Source organism: Paenibacillus sp. 2TAB26, assembly GCF_052115145.1.
Taxonomy (GTDB): domain Bacteria; phylum Bacillota; class Bacilli; order Paenibacillales; family Paenibacillaceae; genus Pristimantibacillus.
The window spans coordinates 25,328-40,238 of record NZ_JBFRGC010000043.1; the positions used below are offsets into that span (position 1 = coordinate 25,328).

At 44.7% G+C, this 14,911-nt stretch carries 18 protein-coding genes; 15 read left to right on the forward strand and 3 right to left on the reverse strand.

The window, feature by feature from the left end; translation table 11 throughout:
• The first annotated feature begins 256 nt into the window (after window positions 1-256).
• From AB4Z50_RS33035 to AB4Z50_RS33075, 9 genes are all read left to right on the forward strand, one after another.
• Complete coding sequence (locus AB4Z50_RS33035) at window positions 257-481, forward strand: hypothetical protein (protein WP_076266930.1); 225 nt, start codon at window positions 257-259, stop codon at window positions 479-481.
• Between the two features lie 180 nt (window positions 482-661).
• The gene (locus tag AB4Z50_RS33040) at window positions 662-1,099 is read left to right on the forward strand and encodes a Fur family transcriptional regulator (RefSeq protein ID WP_076266931.1); all 438 of its coding nucleotides are present in this window, start codon (window positions 662-664) and stop codon (window positions 1,097-1,099) included.
• Complete coding sequence (gene yidD, locus AB4Z50_RS33045) at window positions 1,099-1,356, forward strand: membrane protein insertion efficiency factor YidD (RefSeq protein ID WP_441886120.1); 258 nt, start codon at window positions 1,099-1,101, stop codon at window positions 1,354-1,356. The genes AB4Z50_RS33040 and yidD overlap by 1 nt, the downstream gene beginning before the upstream one ends.
• 147 nt (window positions 1,357-1,503) lie before the next feature.
• Window positions 1,504-1,638, forward strand: coding sequence for a hypothetical protein (locus AB4Z50_RS33050; RefSeq protein ID WP_430057948.1), 135 nt, complete (start codon window positions 1,504-1,506; stop codon window positions 1,636-1,638).
• Window positions 1,639-1,751: 113 nt separating this feature from the next.
• The gene (gene metG, locus AB4Z50_RS33055) at window positions 1,752-3,743 is read left to right on the forward strand and encodes a methionine--tRNA ligase (protein WP_441886123.1); all 1,992 of its coding nucleotides are present in this window, start codon (window positions 1,752-1,754) and stop codon (window positions 3,741-3,743) included.
• A gap of 285 nt (window positions 3,744-4,028) precedes the next feature.
• Window positions 4,029-5,051 (forward strand): metal ABC transporter solute-binding protein, Zn/Mn family, encoded by a 1,023-nt coding sequence (locus AB4Z50_RS33060; protein WP_441886126.1) that lies wholly within the window; start codon window positions 4,029-4,031, stop codon window positions 5,049-5,051.
• 77 nt (window positions 5,052-5,128) lie between these two features.
• On the forward strand, window positions 5,129-5,935 hold the full coding sequence (locus AB4Z50_RS33065) for a metal ABC transporter ATP-binding protein (protein WP_076267071.1): 807 nt from the start codon (window positions 5,129-5,131) through the stop codon (window positions 5,933-5,935).
• Window positions 5,919-6,728 carry a metal ABC transporter permease gene (locus AB4Z50_RS33070; RefSeq protein WP_339203381.1) on the forward strand — a complete coding sequence of 270 codons (810 nt, stop codon included), beginning with the start codon at window positions 5,919-5,921 and terminating at the stop codon, window positions 6,726-6,728. Before AB4Z50_RS33065 ends, AB4Z50_RS33070 begins: the two co-directional genes overlap by 17 nt.
• Window positions 6,729-6,749: 21 nt before the next feature.
• Window positions 6,750-7,463, forward strand: a complete 714-nt coding sequence (locus tag AB4Z50_RS33075; protein WP_441886131.1) for a cytochrome c biogenesis CcdA family protein — start codon at window positions 6,750-6,752, stop codon at window positions 7,461-7,463.
• Between the two features lie 15 nt (window positions 7,464-7,478).
• Here the strand turns inward: AB4Z50_RS33075 and splB are convergent, their stop codons facing one another.
• Window positions 7,479-8,546, reverse strand: a complete 1,068-nt coding sequence (splB, locus tag AB4Z50_RS33080) for a spore photoproduct lyase (protein ID WP_430057944.1) — start codon at window positions 8,544-8,546, stop codon at window positions 7,479-7,481.
• A 210-nt stretch (window positions 8,547-8,756) separates the two neighbouring features.
• On the opposite strand from splB, the gene mntR reads away from it, so the two are divergent.
• On the forward strand, window positions 8,757-9,179 hold the full coding sequence (mntR, locus tag AB4Z50_RS33085; RefSeq protein ID WP_053376766.1) for a transcriptional regulator MntR: 423 nt from the start codon (window positions 8,757-8,759) through the stop codon (window positions 9,177-9,179).
• Between the two features lie 67 nt (window positions 9,180-9,246).
• Here the strand turns inward: mntR and AB4Z50_RS33090 are convergent, their stop codons facing one another.
• A complete protein-coding gene (locus AB4Z50_RS33090) occupies window positions 9,247-9,564 on the reverse strand; it encodes a hypothetical protein (protein WP_076266937.1) in 318 nt (105 codons plus the stop codon).
• A 31-nt stretch (window positions 9,565-9,595) separates the two neighbouring features.
• Complete coding sequence (locus AB4Z50_RS33095) at window positions 9,596-10,558, reverse strand: DUF1385 domain-containing protein (RefSeq protein WP_076266938.1); 963 nt, start codon at window positions 10,556-10,558, stop codon at window positions 9,596-9,598.
• A gap of 219 nt (window positions 10,559-10,777) precedes the next feature.
• On the opposite strand from AB4Z50_RS33095, the gene AB4Z50_RS33100 reads away from it, so the two are divergent.
• From AB4Z50_RS33100 to AB4Z50_RS33120, 5 genes are all read left to right on the forward strand, one after another.
• Window positions 10,778-11,284 carry a YqhR family membrane protein gene (locus AB4Z50_RS33100; RefSeq protein WP_441886137.1) on the forward strand — a complete coding sequence of 169 codons (507 nt, stop codon included), beginning with the start codon at window positions 10,778-10,780 and terminating at the stop codon, window positions 11,282-11,284.
• Between the two features lie 92 nt (window positions 11,285-11,376).
• Window positions 11,377-11,817, forward strand: a complete 441-nt coding sequence (gene aroQ / locus AB4Z50_RS33105) for a type II 3-dehydroquinate dehydratase (RefSeq protein WP_441886140.1) — start codon at window positions 11,377-11,379, stop codon at window positions 11,815-11,817.
• Between the two features lie 25 nt (window positions 11,818-11,842).
• Window positions 11,843-12,916 (forward strand): M24 family metallopeptidase, encoded by a 1,074-nt coding sequence (locus AB4Z50_RS33110; protein WP_441886143.1) that lies wholly within the window; start codon window positions 11,843-11,845, stop codon window positions 12,914-12,916.
• A 28-nt stretch (window positions 12,917-12,944) separates the two neighbouring features.
• The gene (efp, locus tag AB4Z50_RS33115) at window positions 12,945-13,502 is read left to right on the forward strand and encodes an elongation factor P (RefSeq protein WP_441886146.1); all 558 of its coding nucleotides are present in this window, start codon (window positions 12,945-12,947) and stop codon (window positions 13,500-13,502) included.
• Between the two features lie 128 nt (window positions 13,503-13,630).
• Window positions 13,631-14,884 (forward strand): aspartate kinase, encoded by a 1,254-nt coding sequence (locus AB4Z50_RS33120; RefSeq protein WP_441886149.1) that lies wholly within the window; start codon window positions 13,631-13,633, stop codon window positions 14,882-14,884.
• Window positions 14,885-14,911: the final 27 nt, after the last annotated feature.

The window sequence follows — 14,911 nt, forward strand, 5'->3', positions numbered from 1 at the left end:
AGTAAAAAGGGAGTGTGTTCAGTGTCCTTAGTCGATGTAAGCAGTGTTTCTGCTTCGTTATTCATACTTGGAATCGTTTTTTTAATGCTTATTTTCGGTTTGCTGAGCTTTGGTATCCTGCGGATGTTTCAGCAAAAATTTCGTACAGGCTGGTTTAGTTTTGCAGGAGCGGTCGTGAGTTTTGTAGTCTTCATGTACATATTAAATAAGTGGTATCTATAATTTTTTATAGCTGATCACGACCGGAGGTAAGGGCTTGACCTGGACAATTATATGGTTTTTTATTAACATGCTGTTCGTCGTTTCCATTATCAGTTATATGTTTATGCATCGCTCATACTCGGAATCGAAACGGCTCTCCAATGATTCCGCGTTAATTAATAAGCTCAATACTAGGCGAAAGCTGGTTGGCATTATTAGTATCTTGTTATTTGTAGCGATGTCAGCTAGCTTTATGATCAACATGAGATTAAATGGTTAAATGGAGGCTCTCATTGACGAGAGCTTTTTTTAAATATAAGACTTTATAAGTTTTATTGCTTATAATGGACTTATATAATTCTCCGCGAAACGAATGCTAAGCCTCCATAGGCGGCTTTAGCCGTTTTAAGTTTGTTCGTCATTATGGAGATAAACAATTTTTAGTCCGGAGGTTCGACATATGCATACGATGGAAGACATTATACGACGCATGTCTAGTCAAGGATTGAGAATAACGGATCAAAGGAAAACGCTCGCAAAGCTTTTTTCTGAGACACAGGGTTATTTGGCTCCGAAGGAAGTCTATGAATATATGGGGAAATCGTATACGGGATTAAGCTTTGATACCGTATATCGCAATTTGCGAGTGATGGAAGAACTCGGTGTGCTGGAGCAGGTTATTTTTGAGGATGGCGGTAAGTTCAAGCTGCATTGCAGAGAGAATGAACATCATCATCATATGATTTGCCTGCAGTGCGGGATGACTTATCCCATTACCTTCTGCCCAATGGAGCAAACGAATGTTCCTGATGATTTTCGAGTTGTGAAACACAAATTCGAGGTGTTCGGATATTGCAAAGACTGCATACAAGACGAGTCAGCAGTTAGCGAGGCCTAATGTCAGAGAAACGGGTAATGCGAAGAGTGACTCAAGCTCCGATCCTCTTTTATCGCAAAGTGATTTCACCTTTGACCCCGCCATCTTGCCGTTTCTATCCGACATGTTCGATGTATGCGCTCGAAGCGATCGAGAAGCATGGAGCGGCTAAGGGCTCGTGGCTTGCTATGAAGCGAATTGCCAGGTGCCATCCCTTTAATGCTGGTGGTTATGATCCCGTTCCGCCTGCAAAAGACAGCAACATAGATGCTCCTTGACAGAGAGGGCTCTATTTGGGTATATTTTGATTTATAAGTGGTAAAATAAGTTTTGGTTTTATTTATATGTCCGAGGAATGGATAAGTACAATAGCAGAACCTTTTCAGAGAGCCGGGAAACATGGTGCAAGCCGGTAAGGGACTCCATTGGAAAATGGTCCGGGAGGATTCGCTTTCGAGCTTCAGCGGCAGCGCTGGGTAAGGGAGCGACGCGAAGCTGGCGTTAACGGCGCAAGCCGCCATGCAGGCGGCACACGAAGCTTTCTTGAAGTGGCGGTTTAACCGCTCATTTCCGGATTGAAATTTGGGTGGTACCGCGTGAGTTCAAACTCTCGTCCCATGATGGACGGGAGTTTTTTGCGTTTTTTTAGACTAATGCAATAGGAGGAGTAAAAATGACGAAAATAAATACGTTTTATATTACAACGCCGATTTATTATCCGAGCGATAAGCTTCACATTGGACATGCCTACACGACGGTGGCTGGTGACGCAATGGCACGTTATAAACGTCTGCGCGGCTATGATGTATGGTATTTGACGGGTACAGATGAGCATGGACAGAAAATTGAACGCAAAGCAAAGGAAAAGGACCAAACCCCGCAGCAATTTGTTGATGATATCGTTGTAGGCATTAAAGATCTGTGGGCGAAGCTGGAAATCTCCAATGATGATTTCATTCGTACGACGGAGGATCGTCATAAGGTTGTTGTTGAGAAAATTTTTGCTCAGCTGCTCAAACAGGACGATATTTATAAAGGCACGTATGAAGGCTGGTACTGTACGCCTTGTGAGTCGTTTTTCCTCGAGCGTCAGCTGGTTGACGGCAAATGCCCAGACTGCGGACGTGCGGTTGAGCTTGTAAAAGAAGAAAGCTACTTCTTCCGCATGAGCAATTATGCTGATCGTTTGCTCAAATATTATGAAGACAATCCAGATTTCATTCAACCGGAATCACGCAAGAATGAGATGATCAACAACTTCATTAAGCCGGGCCTTGAGGATTTGGCTGTATCGCGTACAACGTTTGATTGGGGTATTAAAGTGCCTGGAGACGCTAAACATGTCATTTACGTGTGGATTGATGCGCTTTCCAACTATATCACGGCATTAGGCTACGGAAATGAAGGCGATGATCAGAAATATCGTGATTTCTGGCCGGCTGACGTACATTTGGTCGGAAAAGAAATTGTTCGATTCCATACGATTTATTGGCCAATCATGCTGATGGCGCTCGATTTGCCGCTGCCTAAGAAGGTGTTTGCACATGGCTGGCTTCTGATGAAGGATGGCAAAATGTCAAAATCCAAAGGCAATGTTGTCGATCCAGTTATGCTGATCGATCGTTACGGACTGGACGCGCTTCGTTATTATTTGCTCCGCGAAGTGCCGTTTGGCGCAGACGGAACATTTACGCCTGAAAATTTCGTTGAACGAATTAACTTCGATTTGGCGAACGATCTTGGTAATCTGCTTAACCGAACGATAGCGATGATCGATAAATACTTTGACGGTGTAATCCCGCCATTTGCAGGCAGCGTAACCGAATTTGATGAATCGTTGCAGAAGCTTGCGAGTGAAACGATCGTTCAGGTAGAGTCAGCGCTTGAAAATATGGAGTTTTCCGTGGCGCTGTCATCCCTTTGGCAGCTTGTAAGCCGCACGAACAAATATATCGACGAGACACAGCCATGGACGCTTGCTAAAGATGAGTCCAAAAATGGACAGCTAGCATCCGTTATGCATCATTTGGCGGAATCGCTGCGAATCGTATCGATTCTGCTGCAGCCGTTCTTAACGCATTCTCCAAGGGAAATGTGGAAGCAGCTTGGGCTTGAGCAGGGTGAACTAACTTCCTGGGAGAGCACGAAGCAATTCGGTTCGCTGCCAGGTGGAACGAGAGTAAACAAGGGCACACCATTGTTCCCACGCCTCGATACGGCAGAGGAGTCTGCTTTTATCGCAGCAGCAATGAGCGGCGGTACACAGACAGAGCAGCCAGCTGAGCAGCCAAGTGCTGCGAAGGCAGCGGATGAAGCACCACAGGCTGCACCTGAGAGCAAGGAAGAAATTGCAATTGATGACTTTGCAAAGGTAGAGCTACGCGTTGCTCAGGTTATTTCTGCAGAGCCAGTCCTCAAAGCAGATAAACTGCTGAAGCTTCAATTGGATCTAGGTTATGAGCAGCGGCAGGTTGTTTCCGGCATTGCTAAGTTTTACACTCCGGAGCAAATGGTTGGACGCAAAGTTATTTGCGTTACAAACTTGAAGCCGGTTAAGCTGCGCGGCGAAATGTCGCAAGGAATGATTCTTGCAGCATCACATGGCGATCAGCTTACACTTGCAACGGTTCCTGACAATATGCCAAACGGCGCTGTTGTGAAGTAAATTCATTTGTTCATATACGGAGGCACCCCTGAGGTTGTTTAACTTCTGGGGTGCCTTTATGTTTTGCTGCTCTTCAAAAATAGCATCAATCATAATTCATATCATTTTGGTCAATAAAGATAATCTATATGATTAATTTGCAGCTGTGAGTCATGATCGGTAGGAAACTTCTACTAGCTTTTGCTAAGAAATAAGGTTGACAGTCTATTTCAGGTCATCGTATAATACAAAACGTAATCATAACGATTACGAACAAGAGAGAAAGATGAATGGAGAGAAATCAAAATGAATAGACTAAAATCATTGACAAGACCTATGGCGCTTAGTTTTCTTCTATCGGCAATGCTGCTTTTTGCAGCGGCTTGCGGCAATAATACGAATAATTCAGGCTCATCAAACCAACCAGCGAACGGCAGCACGGGAACTGGTCAAGCAGAGGGGAAACAAGTTAGTGTCGTTACCAGCTTCTATCCATTATATTTTCTAGCATCGGAAATTGGCGGAGATCATGTCAAAGCGGTTAATCTAGTAGCATCAGGCGTAGAGCCGCATGATTGGACACCAAAGAGCCGCGATCTTGATACAGCGTCGAAGGCGCAGCTGTTTCTGTACCATGGAGCGGGACTAGAAGGCTGGGTTGACGGATTTCTGAAAGGCCTGTCCAAAGACAGCAAAGTCGTGACCAAAGAAATCAGCAAAGGCATTCCATTAATTGAGGGTAATGAAGATGAGCATGATCATGAACATGAAGAAGAACATGCTGATGCAGAATCACATGAACATGGCGGCTTGGACCCTCACACTTGGGTTAGTCCGAAATCAGCCCTTACATTAGCTGAGAATGTAAAAAACAGCTTAATTGAAGCTGATAGCGCAAACCAAGCAGATTATGAGAAAAACTATGAGGCACTAAAAGGAAAGCTCGAAGCAATCGATGCGGATTACACGGCAAAGCTTGCACAAACATCGAACAAAAACATCGTTACCTCGCATCAAGCGTTTGGTTACTTAGCTCGTGATTACGGATTGAAGCAAATTTCTATCATGGGACTTAGCCCTGACGCTGAGCCGCGTGCACAGGATTTGCTCAAAATTGCGAAGTTTGTTAAAGCAAACGATGTAAAATATATCTTTTTCGAAGAATTAGTTTCAGATCAACTTGCCAAAACGCTTGCAGGCGAAGCGGATGTTGAGACAATGGTGCTTAATCCGCTCGAAGGCCTAACGCCGGATCAAGAAAAAGCGGGAGACACATACTTAACCCTAATGGAACGAAACTTGCAAAATCTTGTGCAAGCATTACAATAGAGCAAAAGGCAAACCTGCGGAGCTGATTTATGCTCCGCATTGCTGTGAGGAGATAAATTATGGCGCAATCAAATCGAATGACAAATGCGGATGCAAGCTGTCACCAAGAGGTTATTTCATTGGAGGACGTCTCCTTCTCTTATCAACAGCAGACGGTTATATCAAAGCTAAGCTTCGCGGTGAAAGAACGGGACTTTATCGGATTAATCGGCACGAATGGCGCTGGAAAAACAACGCTGCTGCGAATGATCGTTGGGTTGATAAAGCCAACGAGCGGAACGATCCGTTTGTTTGGTGAGAAAGTAGACAAATTTAAGCAGTGGGAGCGCATTGGATATGTCCCGCAGAAAAACACATTAAATCCGTTGTTCCCAGCTACAGTTCGGGAGGTCGTCTTGTCAGGCCTTTATGGGCGAAGCAAGCTGTTTAAGAAACTAAGCAAAATGGATTATCAAAAATGTGACGATGCTCTGCAGGCAATGGGGATTGAGGATATAAAGGATAAACGTATCGGGCAGTTGTCGGGCGGCCAGCAGCAGCGTGTATTTCTTGCCAGAGCGCTCATTAACAACCCATCGCTGCTTATTCTAGATGAGCCGACTGTGGGGATAGATACMGAGACRCAGGAAAGCTTCTTYCATATGATCAAGCATATGCATCARCATCATAACATTACATTTCTAATGGTTTCTCATGACCTTGACATGATTCGCTCGTATTTAGGACAAGAGCCAGCCAGTGGAAACGGGAAGCTCAAGTTTCATATTAAACATTCGCACGAAACGCAGGATTGTGTAGAAAATGATCTTGCACACAGCCTGAAAGGGCTAAGGGAACAAATGGAGAGCAGGAAAGAGGTTGTTTTGGTTGGAGATCGTAACTAGTGAATTTTTTCAAAGGGCTCTTATTGGCGGACTTCTAATCGGGGTAACGGCTCCGCTAATCGGCTTATTTCTTGTGCTGCGAAGGCTTTCAATGATTGGAGATACTTTATCGCATGTATCTATTGCTGGAGTAGCGCTAGGTTTCTTGATTGGCGTGTATCCAATTGCTATGGGATTTGTGTTTGCGATTATTGCCTCTTTTGCTATTGAGAAGCTTCGGAAAGCATATAAATCATATGCAGAGCTGTCCATTGCCATTATTATGTCAGGCGGAGTCGCGCTCGCATCATTATTATTCACGATGGGCAAAGGATTCAACAGCAATGTGAATAGTTACTTATTTGGAAGCATTTATACTTTAAGCACCACTGATCTTTACGTAATAGGCGTCGTTACACTGATTGTTCTTGTTGCGATTAGGCTTCAAGTAAAGGAGCTATTCCTGCTTACGTTCGATGAGGACGCCGCAGCAGTGAGCGGCTTGCCCGTCAAATTTTATAATGTTATGATTAGCGTGCTTACTGCTCTAGTTATTAGTGTTTCTATCAAAATTGTAGGTGCGCTGCTTGTATCGGCCTTGCTGACTATACCAGCCGCATGCAGCTTGATCATTGCCCGCAGTTTCCGTCAAAGCGTTATAACGGTCGTCATTATTGGCGAGATTGCCGTTGTATTAGGCTTACTAATCGCGGGTGTATGGAACTTGGCACCAGGCGGTACCATTGTATTATTGCTAATTGCTGTGCTGCTGTTGCTGCTCGTTTTCCGCCGTGGCATGCGACCAGGCAGTTAATGAGGATTGGAGTGAGAGGGTTTGTCCGACATTAACATTTGGCTGGCCTTAGGGGCTGGCTTTGCATCGTTCATATCACCTTGCTGCTTACCGCTTTATCCTTCGTATTTATCATACATAACGGGAATATCGGTAGCGGATTTGAAGGGCAATTCACATGGTAAACAAAAACGCATGCGAACGATGTCACACACGCTGTTTTTCATTTTGGGCTTCTGCACCGTGTATTATGCATTAGGCTACGGAACGAATGTATTTGCTGAATTTTTCAGTGAATATCGAGATCTGATTAGGCAATTATCAGCGATATTGATTATTTTGATGGGACTATTCCTAATCGGTTTATTTCAGCCGCAGCTCCTGATGAAGGAACGAAGAATGAATCTTATTCCGAAAAAAGCGAACTATGTCAGCTCCTTTATTTTTGGAATTGGATTCTCCGCAGGCTGGACCCCATGCACAGGTCCCGCGCTTACTGCGATTTTAGGTCTTGCAGCATCGGAACCTGGCACATGGTTTCAGCTAACAACTGCTTATTCATTAGGCTTTGCGATTCCTTTTTTTGTACTTGCCTTTTTCCTTGGTACGGCAAGATGGATACTGAAATATTCAGCTAGCGTAATGAAGGTTGGCGGAGCTGTTATGATTTTGATGGGTGTATTATTGTTTACCGATCAAATGACCAAAATCACGATCTGGCTTAATATGATTACGCCGGAATGGTTGAAATTTTAAGCTAATATTTCTCTCTTACGTAAAATATTCAATTTTTGCTTCGGGAAAATGTTCAAAGATGCGCTCCGATAAATACATGCGGAGCGCATTTGCTTGTTCATCGGGATAAACGTATTTCCCTTGACCCCAGCGTCCCCATTTATATTTGCGTTTTTCAATATCCATCTCAAGCTTAGTCCGCGGATAACGCTTTTCAATAACTGCTTTTGCCGTTTTTGTAAAACGATGCTGAATGAGTTCAAATGTAAGGTCTTTGGTCACATCCTGCGGGAGTTTATCTGCAAGTGAGGCTATAAGCTCGCCATAGCCTTCCTCCCAGCCTTCATGCCAAATAATAGGGGCAATGATAAAGCCCATTGGATAACCTGCTCTAGCGACCTTTGCGGCGGCCTCAATGCGTTGATCAAAGCTTGATGTAGCAGGCTCGAAATGCTTGATTACATATTTGGCATTTACGCTAAATCGGATACGGGTATGTCCATTGTGCTTTGCATCAAGAAGGGAATCCACATGGTGAAACTTGGTCACAAACCGAAGCCGTCCATGTTCTTGTTCCCCCATAAAATCAATAAGCTCGCGAAGGCTGCCTGTAATGGGCTCCAGTCCGACGGGATCAGATGTACATGCGGCTTCAAAGCGGGTAATTTCCGGTTTTCTCTCGTCGATGTACCCCTCAGCAGCCTCTAGAATATCGTCTATATTGACATATACACGGATATAAGGTTTTGCTCCTAAGGTTGTTTGCAAATAACAATAATGACAATGAGCCATACAACCGGTTGCTATCGGAATGGCGTATTCCGCTGAAGGCTTCGAAGTATCAAATTTCAAGGTTTTGCGTATGCCGACGACAAGCGTTCTTTTGGCGATCTTGTATTGTTCAAGCTCGGTATCGCCAGGTAAATTCGTAATCCGGTTATGTGAGGTTGTCATCCGATAAGGAATGCCTTCTTTTTTGACCCATTCAAAAATACGCTGCCCTTTGGGATAATCGAGCGCAGATGGTTCAAAATAAACAAGCTCGGGAACAAAGGAGAGGGTGGAGCGATCTGGTTTAGGACGATCAATAATTGCAGTGCTCATAGCTCATTCCTCCTGTAGATTCATCACAATCAACATCATCTTATTGTGTGAAGGATGAGCGAAGCTGAAACTGGTAAGTTCAAGTGTGATTTGCGCTTCTTTATCTATTTTGGAGATGGGCTTGGGTTGCAGTGAACACAATGAACAGTGTATGATACAATAAGTAACGCCTGTGAAATAGGTGAAGAAGTATGGTTAGGGGGTTCTTCAGTGCCGACACCGAGCATGGAAGACTACTTGGAAAGAATTTATAAGTTGATTGATGAAAAAGGTTATGCGCGTGTCTCGGACATTGCAGAAGGACTAGAGGTGCATCCTTCATCGGTCACCAAGATGATTCAAAAGCTTGATAAAGATAATTATTTGATCTATGAGAAGTATCGCGGGCTGGTCCTGACCAATAAAGGGAAAAAAATGGGCAAAAGGCTTGTTGATCGGCATCAATTGTTAGAGTCATTCCTAACGACGATTGGCGTACAGGACGAGAATATTTATCAGGATGTTGAAGGAATCGAGCATCATCTTAGCTGGGACTCTATAACCTGTATTGAAACTTTAGTTGAATATTTCCGAAGAGATTCTCAGCGTATGGACGAGCTTCGCGCCGTGCGTGCGGAAATGGACAGCGAGTAATACATATCGATACGAACGAGAATGCAAAAAGGACCGAGGCAATTATGCCTCGGTCCTTTTGTTTGATTTAATGATATTTAGGTGTTTCGTCATCTTCCTTGCCGCCTTCAATGACACGAAACGGCACGGTCTTGGAGCGGTTTTTGTTCGTTCTCGTTTTGCTTGCAGGAGCACGTCTTTGTGTGACATGTACTCCTCCTTGCCGCGTATTGTAACCTCTTAAGAAAGAAGGCGGATATTTATATAGCAAGAAAATGCCGCCAAGCACCACAATGGGAATTAGAAAGGTTATTGGGCTTTGGATAACGCTGTAAACGAGACCGATCAACAGCAGCGCCAAAAACGATATGGACCAAACATTCCATTTGCTTGGTATTCTGCTCATTGTAATTCCGCCTTTCCCTTTTCAATAGAAATTATTTCATTTGTTTGTCTAGTTCAAGCATGCGCTTGAAGGAAGCAATGGATACCGCAACTTGCTCATCACGCGGTTCTTTGGTCGTTAGAAGCTGCAGCCATAGTCCCGGATATCCGAGGTAGCGCAGCACTGGAATTTCACGCAAAGCATTTGTCCAGCGAAGCACCTCGTAGGAGAGGCCAAGAACGAGTGGAAGCAGTAAGATACGGATGTAGACGCGTTCCCAAATCGTGTCCCAAGTAAAGAAAGGCAACGAGTAGACAACAACACCTACAATAACGGTGAACACGATAAAGCTTGAACCGCAGCGGTAGTGAAGGCGGCTGTACTTCTGTACATTTTGAATCGTTAGCTCTTCACCAGCTTCATAAGTACTAATTACTTTATGCTCAGCTCCATGATATTGGAACAACCGCTTAATTAATGGTGTCATGGAAATGAAATACAAATAAGAAAGCAGCAAAATAATTTTGATAAGTCCTTCTAATAAGTTATGACCGATCTTATTTTCAAATACCCCTGAGAAAAGAAGTTCCTCGAGCGCTGCGGGTGCAGCAGTGAAAATAAGTTTGCCGAAAATAAAGGAAAGCACGCCAGCGACAGCGACGCCAACAATCATGCTGAGACTCCAGCCTTGTTTTTTCTCTTCCTTTACTGCAGCGGGTTGTTGATTGCTGTCTGTTTCTTTACCCTCACCGGCTTCATCCTCAGCGTAGGCTTCCATAGAGAAGTTCAAATGCTGGGAGCCTTTGGCGCTTGATTCAAGAATACCGACAACGCCTCGAACGAGAGGGATTTTTTTCAAAGCTTGAATCCAGTTCTTCGTAGTGCGAGGTACTTCATAAAATACGATTTCATCATTTTTGCGTCGGACAGCTGTTACGTTAACGTGTTTGCCAGCAAACATAACGCCTTCAATAACCGCTTGTCCGCCATATATGCTTCGGGAGTCTTGCGGCAAGTGCTTGTCACCTTCCTTGATTGGAATATCGTCTTAGCTGTTGCGACGAATGTACCTTATCTTTGTATGTCTATTGTACTTGATCTATCAGTCAATTGCCAACGTCAGCGTACATAAAGGAAGGGATAAGCAAGTTGACGGTAAAGTATGGTTATCCATCGCTATTATTTCACATACTAATTCGGACAACTATGGAAATAAGAGTGGAGGCTTAGCGTAATGGCTAACAATAAACAACGAAACCAATATGATAAACAGGATCATGTAACAAACCCGTGGCTTTACGCAATCAAAATCGGTTTTTTTGCTGGCTTAATATGGGGCATTGTACGCTGGATGTTCTTTGAAATGAATTTTACGAAGGTGCTTCCCGGATTTGTAGCAGATCCTTTTTTTAAAGCGTCTTTTCTAAAAACAGGATGGGGAGAAGTTGTAAGTATTGGAGCGTTTATTATTTTTTCTATTGTGGCTGCCTTTCTATATAAAGTTATACTTGGGAAGCTGCGAGGACCTTGGCCGGGTATCGTGTACGGATTGGTTTGGTGGGCGATTTTGTTTATTGCGGTGGGACCACTGCTCGGCGTTATGCCAGGCATCACGAAAGCGGGCTGGAATACGCTTTACACAGAGTTGTGTGTCTTTCTTTTATGGGGTGTATTCATTGGTTATTCGATTGCTTTTGAGTTCACGGATGAAGCATCGAGGGAGCCTGCGAAAGCTCAGTAGCGAGTTCTACTTCTCAAGCGGCAGACATTTGTGGTAAAATGGCTAATGATCTTTGAACCTATGATGGATTCGGTTGCTTGGGAGGTGCATTGATGCACAAAATTGTTGTTTTAAACGGACCGAACTTAAATATGCTCGGCATTCGTGAGCCTAGCGTATACGGGACAGAAACACTTGCAGACATCGAATCGCTCTTGAAGGATAAAGCTGAGGCGCTTGGCGTCTCCGTTGAATTTTTCCAAACGAATCATGAGGGCGATATGATTGATCGAATACATAGTGCGTACGGCAAAGCAGACGGCATTGTCATCAATCCTGGTGCTTGGACCCATTACAGCTACGCGCTTCGCGATGCGCTTAGCACCGTTGATTTGCCGATTATCGAGGTGCATATGTCGAACATTCACAAGAGAGAAGCGTTCCGTCATACGTCCGTCATTGCTGCGATTGCAGTCGGTCAAATTGCCGGCTTCGGGTCTGATAGCTATGAGCTTGGTCTAACTGCGCTCGTGCGTCACTTGAACAGACAGTAATAAGTTAAGAGAGGGTGAAGCGGTTATGGCAAACGATAGAGTAAAACGACTTCGGCAGCTGATGGAAGAACATCGCTTTGAAGCGATACTAATTGGAAGCGAGTATAACCGTCGCTACATAAGCGGATTCACTGGTTCGTCAGGCATGGTGTTGATTACGCTAAGCGAAAGCTATTTGCTGACGGATTTCCGCTACCGCACACAAGCGCCGCAGCAGGCGGTCAATTTTCAAATTGTTGAGCATGGTTCGAATCCGCTTGCGGATGTGCTTGAGCTGCTAAGACAACATAAGCTATCGAAGCTGGCTTTTGAACAAGACCATGTCGTATACAGTGAATTTACAGCTTGGTCGAAAACATTAGAAGGTATCACGCTTGAGCCTGCCTCAGGATTAGTGGAACAGCTTCGCTACATTAAGGACGAGGCAGAACTTCAAATTATGCAGGAAGCTGCCGATCTTGCGGACAGCACCTTCAATCACATTTTGAAGCTCATTCGCCCAGGAGTTCGTGAAACGGATATCGCACTTGAAATGGAAGTTTATATGCGCAGCCATGGCGCGACTTCTTCTTCCTTCGATACGATCGTAGCCTCAGGCGAGCGCTCTGCGTTGCCGCATGGAGTAGCTAGTGATCGAATTATTGGGAATAATGAGTTTGTAAAGCTTGATTTCGGCGCTTATTACAACGGTTATTGCTCCGATTTGACACGCACAGTCGTGGTCGGCACTCCGACAGCTAAGCATCTCGAGATTTACAATATCGTGCTTGAAGCGCAGTTGCATGCACTTGAGCATATTAAGCCAGGCATGACCGGTCGTGAAGCGGATGCGCTAACTCGCGACATTATTACGAAATACGGTTATGGCGATCTATTTGGACATGGTACCGGACACGGTCTAGGCATGGAAATTCATGAGGCCCCTAGGTTGTCCAAATTCAGTGAAACGATTTTAACCCCCGGCATGACGGTTACGGTAGAACCCGGCATTTACGTACCAGGCTTCGGCGGCGTACGCATTGAGGATGACATCGTTATTACGGAAACCGGTATTAAAATATTAACCTCATCCCCGAAGGATTTAATCACTCTGGGTTAAGGACTATTCATTCAGGAGGGAATCAGCAATGATTTCAGTAAACGATTTTAAAACAGGCTTGACCGTGCAAGTAGACTCCGATATTTTTACAGTTCTAGACTTTCAGCACGTAAAACCTGGTAAAGGCGCTGCATTCGTACGCTCTAAGCTGAAAAACCTTCGCAACGGCAACGTTGTTGAGAAAACGTTCCGTGCAGGCGAGAGCATTGGCCGCGCGATCATCGAAAACCGTGAAGTGCAATATTTGTATAACTCCGGTTCGGAGTATACCTTCATGGATAACGAGACGTTTGACCAATTTAACTTGGACAAGAAACAGCTTGAGTGGGAGCTTAACTTCCTGAAAGAAAACATGAACGTTAACATTTCGAGCTATCAAGGTGAAATCCTTGGTATTCAAATGCAAAACAGCGTAGATCTGAAAGTTATTGAAACAGAGCCGGGCGTGAAGGGCAACACAGCGCAAGGTGCAACAAAAACAGCTAAGGTTGAAACTGGCCTTAACGTTCAAGTTCCACTGTTCATTAACGAAGGCGACGTTTTGCTGATCGATACTCGTGAAGGCAAATACATCTCGCGCGCTTAGTAAGCAGCCTGATTAACCGTCCGAAGGATTTCGGACGGTTTTTTTGTAAGAGAATATACCCATAGGTAAGCGCAATGTGATATAATATTGACTTGTATGTATATGTCAGGTTTAGGAGTGAATCGGCTTTGTCGTTAATCGTGATGAAGTTTGGCGGCAGCTCCGTTGGAACGCCGGAGCGGATGCAGCGTGTAGCAAAACGTATTATTGAGAGGCAGCAAGAAGGCAACGATATCGTTGTTGTTGTTTCTGCCATGGGAGATACGACAGACGATTTAATCGATCAGTCGAAACAGCTAAATCCAAATCCGCCGGCGCGGGAAATGGATATGCTTTTAACAGTTGGAGAGCAAATTTCGATAGCCTTGTTATCGATGACCGTACATCAGCTTGGTGCAAAGGCCGTTTCCTTCACGGGTTGGCAAGCAGGCATTCGTACAGAAGCGGTGCATGGTAAAGCGAAGATGACTAATATCCATCCAGAGCGTGTGTTCAAAGCGCTTGAAGAGGGTAATGTAGCTATTATTGCAGGTTTTCAGGGGATGACGGAAGAGGGAGAAATTACAACACTCGGCCGCGGCGGTTCTGACACGACTGCAGTTGCAATGGCAGCTGCGATGAAAGCAGACGTTTGCGAGATTTATACCGATGTTGACGGTATTTACTCAACGGATCCTCGCGTAGTCAAAAATGCGCGCAAGCTAAATGAAATCTCTTATGATGAGATGCTGGAGCTAGCTAATTTAGGCGCTGCTGTATTGCATCCGCGTGCGGTGGAATACGCTAAGCATAACAATGTAAAGCTAGTTGTGCGTTCAAGCTTTACTCAAAACGAAGGTACAAGTGTGAAGGAGGAAGCGGTCATGGAGCAAGGCGTGGTCGTTCGCGGCATCGCGTTTGACAAAAATGTAGCTAGAATCAGCATTATGGGAGTTGAGGATGTTCCTGGCGTGCTTGCAAATGTGTTCGGCGCATTAGCAAACAACGGTATCGATGTGGACATTATCGTACAAAGCGGTGTTCAGGACGGCAAAGCCGATTTCTCCTTCACGCTTTCAGGCGATGATAAAGATAAAGCGATCTCCGTTATCGAGGGAATTCGCGGCACTGTTCCTTTCCGTGAAACGACATCGGAATCCGAACTTGTAAAAATCTCGATCGTAGGTGCTGGCATGGTCAGCAATCCAGGCGTAGCAGCGAAAATGTTCGCAACCATATCTTCACTAGGTGTTAGCATTAAGATGGTAAGCACATCTGAAATTAAATGTTCTTGCGTTATTAATGCAGAGCCCCTCAGCGAAGTTGTACGAGCACTTCATACTGCGTATGGTCTTGATACAGCAGAGCAGGCATTTGTAGGCGGCCCTCAGGATCGCCGTTAATCTAATAGAAATAACAAAAGCGTGCTT

What these genes read in the sequence shown, in the direction of transcription:
- yidD (WP_441886120.1), top strand. Translation starts at nt 1,099, where the DNA reads ATGTCAGAGAAACGGGTAATGCGAAGAGTGACTCAAGCTCCGATCCTC.
- AB4Z50_RS33040 (WP_076266931.1), top strand. Translation starts at nt 662, where the DNA reads ATGCATACGATGGAAGACATTATACGACGCATGTCTAGTCAAGGATTG.
- AB4Z50_RS33090 (WP_076266937.1), bottom strand. Translation starts at nt 9,564, where the DNA reads ATGAGCAGAATACCAAGCAAATGGAATGTTTGGTCCATATCGTTTTTG.
- AB4Z50_RS33060 (WP_441886126.1), top strand. Translation starts at nt 4,029, where the DNA reads ATGAATAGACTAAAATCATTGACAAGACCTATGGCGCTTAGTTTTCTT.
- AB4Z50_RS33100 (WP_441886137.1), top strand. Translation starts at nt 10,778, where the DNA reads ATGGCTAACAATAAACAACGAAACCAATATGATAAACAGGATCATGTA.
- efp (WP_441886146.1), top strand. Translation starts at nt 12,945, where the DNA reads ATGATTTCAGTAAACGATTTTAAAACAGGCTTGACCGTGCAAGTAGAC.
- metG (WP_441886123.1), top strand. Translation starts at nt 1,752, where the DNA reads ATGACGAAAATAAATACGTTTTATATTACAACGCCGATTTATTATCCG.
- AB4Z50_RS33110 (WP_441886143.1), top strand. Translation starts at nt 11,843, where the DNA reads ATGGCAAACGATAGAGTAAAACGACTTCGGCAGCTGATGGAAGAACAT.
- aroQ (WP_441886140.1), top strand. Translation starts at nt 11,377, where the DNA reads ATGCACAAAATTGTTGTTTTAAACGGACCGAACTTAAATATGCTCGGC.
- splB (WP_430057944.1), bottom strand. Translation starts at nt 8,546, where the DNA reads ATGAGCACTGCAATTATTGATCGTCCTAAACCAGATCGCTCCACCCTC.